Below are 12138 nucleotides of genomic sequence, written 5' to 3' on the forward strand. Positions count from 1 at the left end.
AACTAACAGCTGCAGCTCTTCTCCGAAGTCGGATCAACCGGTGTCGGATAATCATTATCGAAGCAAGCCAAGCACATACCGCGATTGTATTCGCCGTCGTTGCCTCCAACAGCCTCAATAAAACCATCATGACTTAGAAAATATAACGAATCCGCATTGATCGCCTGGCGAATTTCTTCGACCGTCTTCTGCGATGCAATCAATTCCTTGCGGTCAGGCGTGTCGATGCCGTAATAGCAAGGGTTCTTGAAAGGAGGTGAAGTAATGCACACATGAACCTCAGTCGCGCCTGCTTCGCGAAGCAGGTTAACGATGCGAAGGCTTGTCGTACCGCGCACGATCGAGTCATCGATCATGACAACGCGCTTGCCTTCAACCACTTTGCGAACCGCGGACAGCTTCATTTTGACACCTTTTTCACGAAGCTCTTGCGATGGTTGAATGAACGTACGGCCTGTGTATTTGTTCTTGATCAGACCAAGCTCATAAGGAATCCCCGTTTGCTCCGCATAACCGATAGCTGCCGAAATACTGGAATCCGGTACGCCTGTTACGAGATCGGCATCGAAGAACGCTTCAAGTGCCAGCTTCTGCCCCATACGCTTGCGCGCCGAGTGCAGGTTGATTCCGTTAATATCGCTGTCCGGTCTTGCAAAATAAATATATTCCATCGCACAAGTCGCGCGGCGCTCCAGCTTCTCGAAACGATCCTCACGCAGACCGTTCTTATCCAGCACAAGCAGCTCGCCCGGCTGCACGTCACGTACATATTCAGCGCCGCAAGTTTCAAGCGCGCAGGTCTCTGAAGCGAACACATAACCGCCGTCCAGCTTACCCATGACGAGTGGACGAAGGCCATGAGCGTCAGAGGCAACAAGCAGCTTGTCATTCGTCATAATGAGAAAAGCAAAACCGCCAATAATCCGCTGCAGCGCATCTTTTGCCGCATTGACGAAGTCTTTGCTCGAGCGCGCAATCAGATGGGCAATAACTTCCGTATCACTTGTCGTTTGAAAAATCGAGCCCTGGCTCTCCAGCTCCTTGCGGATCGAAGGCGCGTTCACGATATTTCCGTTCGTTGCGACAGCGAGGTCGCCGTCACGATATTTGAAGACAAGCGGCTGCGCATTCGCGAGCTTGCTTTCCCCTGCAGTCGAATAGCGCACATGGCCGATGACACAATTGCCCGGAAGGCCTTCCAACGTTGCCTGGTCGAACACTTCCTTTACGAGACCCATGCCCCGGTGATACGTAAACTTACCGGTTGTCGATTCCACTGCGGCCATGCCGGAGCTCTCTTCACCGCGGTGCTGCAAAGCATGCAGCCCGTAATAGCCAAGGGAGCAGGCATCCGGGATGCCGTACACCCCGAATACCCCACACTCTTCACGCAATTTATCAAAAATATCATCCCGGCCAATGCCTTCGTTATAGTGATCGCCAGTCCACAGCTTCGGCAGCTGTTTTATTTCATCAGACATGGAATCGCATCCTTCCAAACCTTCTCCAGTTGATCAACCGGTGCGTTGATGCCCGGTTTGCCATTTACAGTAACAACAAGTCCGCTTGTGCGAACAACGCCGAGTGCCGCGTTCGGTACGCCTTTGTCTGTCAGGTACTTTTGCAGCGCTACCGCTTGCTCCGGCTTAGCCGAGAGCAGAATGCGGGATTGCGATTCACTGAACAAAGCTGCATCCGGACGCAAATCTGTCGTAATGTCCACTTCAGCGCCAAGCTTGCCGCTGATTGCCGATTCCGCAAGCGCAACCGCTAGGCCGCCTTCGGACAAGTCATGCGCCGAAGCAACAAGACCTTCGCGGATCGCGCCAAGAACAGCGTTAAGCAGCTTCTTCTCTGTAGCGAGGTCAATTTGCGGAGGACGTCCTTCGCTCTTGCCTTGCAGCACGTATTGCAATTCACTTCCGCCAAACTCATGCTTCGTTTCGCCGGCAAGGAAGATAACATCGCCTTCTGCTTTGAAGCCTTGTGTCGTAATATGATCAACGTCTTGCACGAGTCCAACCATCCCGATAACCGGTGTTGGGTAGATCGCGCCTTTCGCGTTCTCGTTGTATAAGCTGACGTTACCGCCGATAACCGGCGTATCCAGAATCCGGCAAGCATCGGAAATTCCGTCTGCCGCTTTCTCGAGCTGCCAGAACACTTCCGGCTTCTCCGGGCTGCCGAAGTTCAGGTTATCCGTAATCGCGAGCGGCTCAGCACCGGAACAAACGATGTTACGAGCTGCTTCTGCTACTGCGATACGTCCGCCTACTTCTGGATCAAGATATACATAGCGGCCGTTGCAATCTGTAGTCATCGCAAGCGCTTTGCGCGTTCCGCGAATCGTCACAACCGCAGCATCGGAGCCTGGTTGTACGGCAGTGCTTGTGCGCACCATGTAATCATATTGATTGTAAACCCACTCTTTGCTCGCAACCGTCGGCGAACCCAATACTTGCTTAAGCGCACCCGTCAGATCCGTCACTTCCGGATAAGCCGCTGTATCGATTGCCGCATTAGCCGCGTAGTAAGCAGGCTCTTGGGAAGGCTTGTCGTACATTGGGCACTCGTCAACGAGCGCTGTAACCGGCATGTTCGCCACTTCTTCGCCTTGGTGGAACAGACGCAGACGGCCATCATCCGTAACTTTACCAACCTTCACGCAGATAATGCCCCAACGGTCAAAAATTTCCTGCGCTTGCGCTTCATGCTGCGGTTCAACAACGAACAGCATACGCTCCTGCGACTCGGACAGCATCATTTCGTAAGGTGTCATGCCTTCTTCGCGCTGAGGAACCTCATCCAGGTATAGCTCCAAGCCGTTACCCGCTTTGGACGCCATCTCCGCGCTGGAGCAAGTCAGACCGGCTGCTCCCATATCTTGAATCCCGACAACGATGCCGGAATCAATAAGTTCCAGCGTTGCTTCCATAACAAGCTTCTCCATGAATGGATCGCCTACTTGGACAGCGGTACGTTTCTCTTCGGACTCTTCGGACAATTCGACCGATGCGAATGTCGCACCGTGAATACCGTCACGGCCGGTAGCAGGACCCACATAGAATACCGGGTTGCCTACCCCTTTAGCTACACCACGCTGGATTTTATCATGATCGATAAGACCCACGCACATCGCGTTAACAAGCGGATTGCCTTCGTAGCTCTCATCGAACATAACCTCGCCTGCAACTGTCGGAATCCCGATACAGTTACCGTAGCCTGCAATACCGCCAACTACGTGCTCGAACAAATATTTAACGCGCGGATTCTCAAGGTTACCGAAACGCAAGCTGTTCAGCAGCGCAACCGGACGAGCACCCATGGAGAAAATGTCGCGGATAATGCCGCCTACGCCTGTTGCTGCGCCTTGGTACGGCTCAACTGCGGACGGATGGTTATGCGATTCGATTTTGAATACAACCGCTTGGTTGTCGCCGATATCCACGATACCTGCGCCTTCACCCGGTCCCATCAATACTTTTGGTCCGGTAATCGGGAACTTCTTCAGAATTTTCTTCGAGTTCTTGTAAGAGCAGTGCTCCGACCACATAACACTGAAAACGCCGATTTCTGTATAGTTCGGCTTGCGTCCAAGAAAACCGCAAACCAGTTCATATTCATGATCCGTCACGCCGAACTGCGTATAAATGCGTTGCTCCGCAATTTGTTCCGCTGTTGGCTCCTTAGCCGTTAACTGCTGCGCCATTCTTTTCCCTCCAAGCATTCAAAATCGATGTAAACATCCGTTTGCCGTCTTCCGAGCCAAGCAGTTGATCAACCGCGCGCTCCGGATGCGGCATCATGCCGACCACGTTGCCGCGCTCATTGCTGATCCCTGCAATATTGTCGATGGAACCGTTCGGGTTCGTGTTACCCGCATAACGGAACACAATTTGGTTGTTTGCTTTAAGCTGCGCGAGTGTTTCGTCGTCGCAGTAGTAGTTTCCTTCGCCATGCGCGATCGGAATATCGATCACTTCACCAGCGCTGTATTGGCTAGTGAATGCTGTTGCGTTGTTCACTACTTCCAGCTGTGTTTGCTGGCAGATGAATTTCATACCGCTGTTGCGGCGCAGTGCGCCTGGCAGCAGGCCCGCCTCCGTAAGGATTTGGAAGCCGTTGCAGATGCCGAGAATGAATTTGCCGGCTTCAGCTGCTTTTACAACTTCGTTCATAACCGGTGCAAAACGAGCAATTGCGCCGCAGCGCAGGTAGTCTCCATAGGAGAATCCGCCTGGAACGAGAATCGCATCATACGCGGAAAGATCCGTAGCCGTATGCCATACGTATTCGACTTGCTGTCCGATTGTATCTTCTACTGCTTTGAAGCAGTCGATATCACAGTTGGAGCCTGGAAAAACGATAACCGCAAACTTCATCGTTTAGCCCTCCAATTCAAAACGGTAGTCTTCCACTACTGTGTTCGCCAGCAGCTTCTCGCACATCGCTTTCAGACGAGCTTCCGCTTCTGCACGATCCGTAGTATCTAGGTTCAGTTCCAAATATTTGCCGATGCGGACTTTGCCAACTTCCTCGAAGCCCATGGTGTGAAGCGCGCCTTGTACAGCGCTGCCTTGCGGGTCAAGCACGTTTTGTTTGATCGTTACGTAAACTTTAGCCTTCATTTGGGGGGTCGCCTCCTGGAAAATGGGGTTTTTGGGATGGGAGCGCTGCGCAAATGCTGGGAGTTCTCGACTCCGTCGCTGTTGAACGTACGGAAACTTTGAACAATGACCTGCGGTAGTTTCCTACGTTCAAAGGCGATCGCTATCGCTCTTCGTTCGAGAATCCCGCATTTGCTTCGCCCATCCTGGTAAAACACTTATTTTGCAGGATGCTCTGGGAGCACCCTGGGCTCGCTTCGCGGGTCTATCCGCCGCCTCTTGCGTCGCCTGATTTATGTGGTGCGAGCCATCTGTGCTTGGCCCGCGGGTTTTTGGTTACTAGACCAGTGCTTCGCCTGTTAGCGCTTTGTAGATCGCTAGGTAGCGGTTGGTTGTTTCTTCTACGACGGCTTGCGGGAGTGGAGCCGGTTTACTGTCGCGGTCCCAGTCGGAGCCGAGCAAGTAGGTGCGTACCGGTTCTTTGTCCATGCTGTCGATTTCGATGTCGTAGGCATAGTTGTCTTGAGCCCAGAAACGGGAGGAATCCGGGGTGAAGATTTCGTCGATGAGAATGACTTTACCATCTATAAGGCCGAACTCGAACTTGCAATCTGCCAGAATGATGCCCCGCTCTTCGCAGAAGCCGCGCGCATATTCGTACAGGGCAATGCTCTTATCGCGAAGCTCTTCCGCAAGCTCGGCGCCAACCATCTCTTGCATCCGCTCGAACGGGATGTCCTCGTCATGGCCAACGTCGTTCTTCGCAGCCGGCGTGAACAACGGAGCTGCAAAACGCTCGTTCTTGCGCAAGCCTTCCGGAAGCTCGATGCCGTTTATTGCCGATGTTTTCACATATTGTCTCCAACCGCCGCCGGTGATATAGCCGCGAACGACACATTCGATATCAATACGCTCCGCTTTCTTTGAAACCATAATGCGGTTTTTCAGAAGTTCAGGCTCCGATACGAGATCGCCAAGCTTGTACACGTCCGTGTGAACAATATGATTAGGCATCATCTCCGCCGTTTGATCAAACCAGAAGGTCGACAGACGATTCAGCACATTACCTTTCTCCGGTACAGCCGGGTCCAGCACATAGTCAAACGCGCTGATGCGATCCGTTACCACAATGAGATAATGCTCCCCAAGATCATAAAGCTCGCGAACCTTGCCTTTATAAAGCAGCGGCGCTTTAACATACTCCACAGCCGTGGACAACGCTTGTGTCATTCTACTCTCTCCTTTTTTCAGTGGTTTAATGTTGCTTTTAAGGTTTGTGACGGAGCAGGCATGAACGCAATCTGGAGAAGCGTCAGCGTTCGCCTTGGCGAAATGATATGCGTTGTATAACTACGCATATCATTTGCGCCTTTGTACCCGAGTTTCAATCTATAATCGTTTATAGTTAACAGAAACTCAGGGTACAACAGCGATCGAAAGATGTTCATGCATGCGCAGTCATGCCCTTAAATCAATTCCAAACGTCTGAAAATCGTATCCACATGCTTCAAATGCCAAGCCGGATTAAACGCATCCGCGATTTCATCCGCGCTCAGATGAGCCGTGATCTCCGGCGTCGATTCGATAATGTCGCGGAATTGGCGCTGCTCTTCCCATGCTTGCATCGCGCGCGGTTGTACAGTGTCGTACGCTTGCTCGCGGCTCATGCCTTTATCGATCAGCTTCGTCATGACGCGGCCGGAGAACGGCACGCCGAACGTACGCTGCATATTGCGTTTCATGTTCTCAGGGAACACTTGAAGGTTCTTAATGATGTTGCCAAGACGGTTCAACATGTAGTTGAGCAGCATCGTGGAATCCGGCAAAATCACGCGCTCAGCCGACGAATGGCTGATATCGCGCTCATGCCATAGCACTACGTTCTCGTAAGCTGTCAGCATATGACCGCGGATAACGCGGGACAGACCGGAGATGTTCTCGCAGCCGATCGGGTTGCGTTTGTGCGGCATTGCGGATGAACCCTTCTGACCTTTAGCGAACGGCTCTTCCACTTCACGGAACTCACTCTTCTGCAGAGCGCGGATTTCCGTAGCGAATTTATCAAGCGATGTCGCGATTAGTGCCAATGCGCCGACGTACTCCGCATGACGGTCACGCTGAAGTGTTTGTGTCGAGATTGGAGCCGGCGTAATGCCAAGCTTCTTGCAAGTGAATTCTTCTACAAAAGGATCGATGTTCGCGTATGTGCCTACTGCACCGGAGATTTTGCCGAATTGCACGCCGTCAGCCGCATGGCGGAAACGCTCCAGGTTACGCTTCATTTCTTCATACCAGAGGGCCAGCTTCAAACCGAACGTTGTCGGCTCCGCGTGTACGCCATGCGTACGTCCCATCATGGCTGTATCTTTATAAGCAACCGCTTGGCCGCGGAGGATTTCAATAAAGTTCGTGATGTCCTTCTCCAAGATGGTGTTCGCTTGAAGAAGAAGGTAACCCATCGCTGTATCCACAACGTCTGTGGAAGTCAGACCATAATGCACCCATTTGCGCTCAGGTCCTACAGTTTCGGATACTGCGCGTGTGAAGGCAATGACGTCATGGCGTGTCTCAAGCTCGATCTCGTTGATGCGGTCGATATTGAAAGTCGCGCCTTTGCGCAGGGCTTCAACATCCTCGCGCGGGATAACGCCAAGCTCTACCCAAGCCTCGCATGCGCAAAGCTCAACCTCGAGCCATGCCTTGAATTTGTTCTCTTCTGTCCAAATCGCTCTCATTTCCGGTCTGCTGTAACGTTCTAACATCGTGAATTAAACCCTCCAAATGTTGGTTTCGGAAATCCACGCCAGCGCTTGCTCAACATCTGACGCAAGAACATTGACGTGACCCATTTTCCGTTTATGTTTGGCTTCATGTTTCCCATATAAATGAATTTTAGGCGCTACGCCTAAACGTTCCGCATTCTCATCCCGCTGAGCAATCAGCTCCAGCAGCGGTTCAACATGCTCGCCGAGCACGTTCACCATAACTACCGGCGTCAGAAGTGCCGTGTCGCCAAGCGGCAAACCGCATACGGCGCGCACATGCTGCTCGAACTGCGATGTCCGGCAAGCTTCCATCGTATAATGGCCGCTGTTATGCGGACGCGGTGCGAGCTCATTAACGAACAGCTCGCCGTCTTCCGTCAAGAACAGCTCCACCGCGATCAAGCCAACGGCGCCAAGCCCTTCGGCAATTCTCGCCGCCAATCGCTCCGCTTCCCGTTGAAGCTCTTCATCAATGCGTGCAGGCACGATCGACAGATGCAGAATATTATCGACGTGGATATTCTCCGCTGCCGGGAACGTACGAATCTCTCCCTGCGGGCTTCTGGCCGCAATGACCGAAAGCTCCTTCTGGAAGCGAATGAACTGCTCCAGCACAAGCTCCGTGCCGGCACGGTTCAGCGTCTCGAACGCTTCGTCGATTTCGGCTTCGCTGCGGATGACCCACTGTCCTTTGCCGTCATAGCCGCCCATGGCGGTCTTCAGCACGCAAGGCAGTCCGAATCGGCCTACCGCTTCGCGAAGTTCATCTGTACTTCGCACCTCTGCATAAGGCGCCACCTTCACGCCCGCCGCTTCAATCGCCCGTTTCTCACGCAGCCGATGCTGCGTCGTATAGAGCAGCTCGCTGCCTTGCGGCACGTACGATTCCTCCATCAGCATAGCCGCAACGCCGGCATCGACGTTCTCAAACTCATACGTGATGACATCAGACCGCTCCGCCAGCTCGCGAGCCGCATCGCGATTGTCATACGCGGCCACGATTTGACCGGCAACTTGTCCGGTAGGCGCATCCGGCGTAGGATCAAGTGCCACGAACCGATAGCCCATAGCGCTGCCCGCATTCGCCATCATCCTGCCAAGCTGACCGCCGCCCAGAATGCCAACAGTCGCTCCAGGCAAAATCACCTTCACGTCTTTACCCGCCAAGCCGTTGCTCATAGCGTTTCACTGCTTTCGAGCACTTCCTGCTCAATCCGCTCGCGGCGCGCAAGCACCCGTGCTTGAACATCAGGATCAAACGCGCCAAGCATCTGTGCCGCAAGCAATCCGGCGTTCGTGCCGCCGGCGTTGCCGATCGCAACCGTTGCAACCGGAATGCCGCCGGGCATCTGCACGATGGACAGCAGCGAGTCAAGTCCGTTCAAATTCGAGGACTTCACAGGCACACCAATTACCGGCAAGATCGTCTTAGCGGCGACCATGCCGGGCAAGTGTGCAGCTCCGCCAGCACCCGCGATAATAACCTTCAAACCGCGTTCTACTGCTGTTTCTGCGTATTGGAACATAAGGTCCGGTGTCCGGTGAGCCGAAACAACCTTCTTCTCATAGGGGATTTGTAACTCGTCCAGAACGTCACAGGCTAGCTTCATTGTCTCCCAGTCTGACTTACTGCCCATGATGACGCCGACTTTTGCTGACATCTGCTTATAACCACCTTTGTTTGATGAAGGAATCTTATTACAGTACAAGCCACAAAAAAAGTCCCTCAGCACAGGCTCCACAACATGGATGGCTTCGGGACTTACAAGTCCAGCAATGAAGATTGCACCCTATCGCAGCCTGCTAACAAATAGACAGGACAGGCAATAGACAACATCAGGCTGCCCCGTCAAGGCGGCAACCTGGTTCTTCAACTGCATGGGCTCGTAGTCCGAAAATTAAGGTTCTCGGGTAGATACTCTCGGGCCAAATCCCCAAGGATATACGAGTCTTGCACGGCAAGTATATGATTCGTTTTTCGCTATCCCTAGTTTATCAATCCTGACGCAGAATGTCAACGAAAAAACACGAACATTAAATTCAAATAAACTTAATAAAGTTCGTGTTTTACCTAGTTTTTGCAATATTCACTATTTATTTTGAACAATCTGTGATTTTGTTGGTTAATCGGACCATTGCTGACGCAACCTTCCACATCAGCCATCCTACAAAAACCGACAAAATACGCAGGCCAATTAAGTCGATATGATCACTAAATCCCTCCTTGTGAACGCATAAAAATACTCATTGACTCATCAGTCAATCTGGGATTACAATCACATTGACTCATTAGTCAACATTACTTATTAACCCTCTAAACGATAGGAGGCTCCAAGCGTGAAACCAATCGTCGAACTTCGTCAGTTGACGAAAACGTACGGCAAGAGCCGCGGCATATCTGATGTAACCTTTGCGATCGGAGAAGGCGAGGTATTTGGCTTCATCGGACCGAACGGCGCCGGCAAGAGCACTGCGATCCGAACGCTGCTCAATTTCGTCTTCCCTACCTCAGGCAGCGCTTCGATCCTAGGTATGGACATCGTGAAGGATGCTAAGGCCATCCGCCGCCAAGTCGGTTATTTGCCTTCGGAAGTATTTTATTATGACGACATGAAAGTGATGGATTTGCTCAAGTATTCGTCAGCTTTCTACGGGCAAACAGACTCCAAACGTATCGCTGAGCTGGCCGAGCGCCTCGACTTGGATCTCTCCCGCAAGATTGAAGACCTCTCCTTCGGCAATCGCAAGAAGGTAGGTATCGTTCAAGCCCTGCTGCACAGACCGAAGCTGCTCATACTCGATGAGCCAACCGGCGGCCTTGACCCGCTGATGCAGAATACGTTCTTTGAACTGCTTACGGAAGAGCGCCTAAACGGCACCACCATCTTCTTCTCTTCCCACATTCTGAGCGAGGTACAGAAGATGTGCGACCGGGTCGCCATTATCAAAGAGGGAGCGCTAATTAAAGTGGAATCCGTCGAGCAGCTGCTGAAGAACAACCTGAAGAAAATCACCCTGACAGTAAGGCAGCCCGATGCCATGAGGCTTCCGCAATTAAGCGGTATTTTGAAGCAAGAAACGACCGGTTCCCATGTGAAGCTGCTGTATGGCGGCGATATGAAAGCTCTCATTCAAGGCTTGGCGGAATGCGCCTTCACGGATATTTTGATCGAAGAGCCTTCGCTTGAGGAAGTATTCATTCATTATTACGAGAAAGAATAAGGAGGCCGCACTATGCTTCTCGGAAGAGAATTCAAACGGAATCTTCGGGGATTGATCATCTGGAGTATTATTATGGCCGGTATCATCCTCTTATATTTAAGCATTTACCCGGAATTCGCTAAGCAGCAAGAAGGGCTGGACGATATGGTGAGTACCCTTCCTGATGCGATGAAGAAAGCGTTCGGCATGGATCGGCTGAATATGAGCTCCTTGCTCGGATTTTATGGGATCGAGATTCATTTGATGACGACCTTGCTCGGCAGTATTTTCGCATCCTTATTGGCCTCAAACATTGTAGCGAAGGAGCAGCACGAGAAGACGATCGAGTTCCTGCTCTCAAGGCCGATTACGAGAACTCAGATTATCACGCAGAAGCTCGCTGCCGTAGTCATCAACATTGTGCTCTTCAACCTAGTCATTGTGACTGCCAGCCTGATTGGATTTCAATTCTCGAAGGACAACGAAGTCTCGCTGCCTACCTTCTTCCTGCTGGAATCGGCCGTCCTGCTCATGCACCTGACCTTCGCAAGCATCTCGTTCTTGTTCTCGACGATATTGAGAAGGACCCGGTCCGTCGTATCCCTGTCGCTCGGACTTGTCTTCATTACGTATTTCTTCAGCATTATCTCAGGCGTCTCTGAGCATTTCGCTTGGTTCAAATATATCAGTCCCTTTAAGTACGCCGAAGCAGCAGCTATTATCACGGACCGGTATTTCGATCCGCTGTACATCACCATTATGGCCGTCGTTATCGTCTGTTGCGCGTTGTCCGCATACTGGTATTATAGTAGAAAAGACATCACCGTTTAGCTGATGAGGAACTGAGGTGTAGGCTGTGTACCCCGCATTCGCGAAGCTTCCTGAAGAGAAACAGGAGCTCATTATGACGATTTGTATCGAGGAGTTTGCCAAGAACGGCTACACGAACACATCCACGGATACCATAACGGCGAGAGCCGGCATTTCTAAAGGCATTCTATTTCATTATTTCAAAAGCAAAAAGAACCTCTATCTCGCCGTCGTCCAGCATGCGATGGATGTGTTGGTGGAGAAGACGGTAAGCGCGGTTGAAGCGATCGGTGCGACCGATTTCTTCGAGCATATTAAGGAGATCGTGCTGGCGAAGCAGCGCGTGACCTTGCATTATTTGCACGAGACCGAGCTCGTACAGCGCGTCATCAGCCATCCGCCGAAGGCTGTACAGGCCGAGATTGAGAAGCTGATCGAAGCGTATCAGAAGACGTTTACGACCCCGGCCATGCTAAGGTCGATCTATAAAGCAGAACTTCTGGACGCCGCTCCACTGCGGGATGGGCTGGACGCCGATGCGGTTTTCAACCACGTCACCTTCGTCTTGAATGCCCTGTCTAACAAATATCTGCAGCTTCACAAGACCCATTCGCTCGCTCCCACCATCATTGAGAAGAAGTTAATTCAAGAAATCGATACGTTTATCGATATGATCAAATATGGGGTTTATAAGCAGCCAACTTAGACCACGCACGCACAAAAAAAAGGACGACGCAGATTCTGCGCCGTCCTCT

Annotated in this window: 11 protein-coding genes and 1 riboswitch; of the genes, 3 read left to right on the plus strand and 8 right to left on the minus strand. The window is 51.9% G+C overall.

Annotation, left to right across the window (positions count from 1 at the left end; all coding sequences use genetic code 11):
* Positions 1-2 precede the first annotated feature (2 nt).
* From purF to purE, 8 genes are all read right to left on the minus strand, one after another.
* Positions 3-1481: an amidophosphoribosyltransferase gene (gene purF, locus AC0YNS_RS18950; RefSeq protein ID WP_475782547.1), complete on the minus strand. Its 1479-nt coding sequence runs from the start codon at positions 1479-1481 to the stop codon at positions 3-5.
* Positions 1466-3709, minus strand: a complete 2244-nt coding sequence (gene purL, locus AC0YNS_RS18955) for a phosphoribosylformylglycinamidine synthase subunit PurL (protein WP_475782548.1) — start codon at positions 3707-3709, stop codon at positions 1466-1468. Before purL ends, purF begins: the two co-directional genes overlap by 16 nt.
* On the minus strand, positions 3687-4382 hold the full coding sequence (gene purQ, locus AC0YNS_RS18960) for a phosphoribosylformylglycinamidine synthase subunit PurQ (RefSeq protein ID WP_475782549.1): 696 nt from the start codon (positions 4380-4382) through the stop codon (positions 3687-3689). The genes purL and purQ overlap by 23 nt, the downstream gene beginning before the upstream one ends.
* Positions 4383-4385: 3 nt before the next feature.
* Positions 4386-4628 carry a phosphoribosylformylglycinamidine synthase subunit PurS gene (gene purS / locus AC0YNS_RS18965; protein WP_090978904.1) on the minus strand — a complete coding sequence of 81 codons (243 nt, stop codon included), beginning with the start codon at positions 4626-4628 and terminating at the stop codon, positions 4386-4388.
* A 318-nt stretch (positions 4629-4946) separates the two neighbouring features.
* Positions 4947-5837, minus strand: coding sequence for a phosphoribosylaminoimidazolesuccinocarboxamide synthase (locus AC0YNS_RS18970; protein ID WP_475782550.1), 891 nt, complete (start codon positions 5835-5837; stop codon positions 4947-4949).
* A gap of 236 nt (positions 5838-6073) precedes the next feature.
* The gene (gene purB / locus AC0YNS_RS18975) at positions 6074-7369 is read right to left on the minus strand and encodes an adenylosuccinate lyase (protein ID WP_090978898.1); all 1296 of its coding nucleotides are present in this window, start codon (positions 7367-7369) and stop codon (positions 6074-6076) included.
* Positions 7370-7375: 6 nt separating this feature from the next.
* Positions 7376-8551 carry a 5-(carboxyamino)imidazole ribonucleotide synthase gene (gene purK / locus AC0YNS_RS18980; RefSeq protein ID WP_475782551.1) on the minus strand — a complete coding sequence of 392 codons (1176 nt, stop codon included), beginning with the start codon at positions 8549-8551 and terminating at the stop codon, positions 7376-7378.
* Positions 8548-9033, minus strand: a complete 486-nt coding sequence (gene purE, locus AC0YNS_RS18985) for a 5-(carboxyamino)imidazole ribonucleotide mutase (RefSeq protein WP_090978892.1) — start codon at positions 9031-9033, stop codon at positions 8548-8550. The genes purK and purE overlap by 4 nt, the downstream gene beginning before the upstream one ends.
* A 206-nt stretch (positions 9034-9239) precedes the next feature.
* A riboswitch (purine riboswitch) is annotated at positions 9240-9340 on the minus strand.
* 369 nt (positions 9341-9709) lie between these two features.
* Between purE and AC0YNS_RS18990 the strand changes: the two genes are divergently transcribed.
* From AC0YNS_RS18990 to AC0YNS_RS19000, 3 genes are read left to right on the plus strand one after another with little or no spacing between them, the layout of a single operon-like run.
* A complete protein-coding gene (locus AC0YNS_RS18990) occupies positions 9710-10594 on the plus strand; it encodes an ABC transporter ATP-binding protein (protein WP_475782552.1) in 885 nt (294 codons plus the stop codon).
* Between the two features lie 12 nt (positions 10595-10606).
* Complete coding sequence (locus tag AC0YNS_RS18995) at positions 10607-11404, plus strand: ABC transporter permease subunit (RefSeq protein WP_475782553.1); 798 nt, start codon at positions 10607-10609, stop codon at positions 11402-11404.
* A 25-nt stretch (positions 11405-11429) separates the two neighbouring features.
* A complete protein-coding gene (locus tag AC0YNS_RS19000; protein ID WP_475782554.1) occupies positions 11430-12089 on the plus strand; it encodes a TetR/AcrR family transcriptional regulator in 660 nt (219 codons plus the stop codon).
* The last annotated feature ends 49 nt before the right edge of the window (positions 12090-12138 follow it).

The sequence above is a fragment of the Paenibacillus sp. J22FR21 genome (assembly GCF_056269135.1).

Coding starts and splice junctions, on each gene's coding strand:
- purF (WP_475782547.1), bottom strand. CDS start 1,481: ATGTCTGATGAAATAAAACAGCTGCCGAAGCTGTGGACTGGCGATCAC.
- purL (WP_475782548.1), bottom strand. CDS start 3,709: ATGGCGCAGCAGTTAACGGCTAAGGAGCCAACAGCGGAACAAATTGCG.
- purQ (WP_475782549.1), bottom strand. CDS start 4,382: ATGAAGTTTGCGGTTATCGTTTTTCCAGGCTCCAACTGTGATATCGAC.
- purS (WP_090978904.1), bottom strand. CDS start 4,628: ATGAAGGCTAAAGTTTACGTAACGATCAAACAAAACGTGCTTGACCCG.
- AC0YNS_RS18970 (WP_475782550.1), bottom strand. CDS start 5,837: ATGACACAAGCGTTGTCCACGGCTGTGGAGTATGTTAAAGCGCCGCTG.
- purB (WP_090978898.1), bottom strand. CDS start 7,369: ATGTTAGAACGTTACAGCAGACCGGAAATGAGAGCGATTTGGACAGAA.
- purK (WP_475782551.1), bottom strand. CDS start 8,551: ATGAGCAACGGCTTGGCGGGTAAAGACGTGAAGGTGATTTTGCCTGGA.
- purE (WP_090978892.1), bottom strand. CDS start 9,033: ATGTCAGCAAAAGTCGGCGTCATCATGGGCAGTAAGTCAGACTGGGAG.
- AC0YNS_RS18995 (WP_475782553.1), top strand. CDS start 10,607: ATGCTTCTCGGAAGAGAATTCAAACGGAATCTTCGGGGATTGATCATC.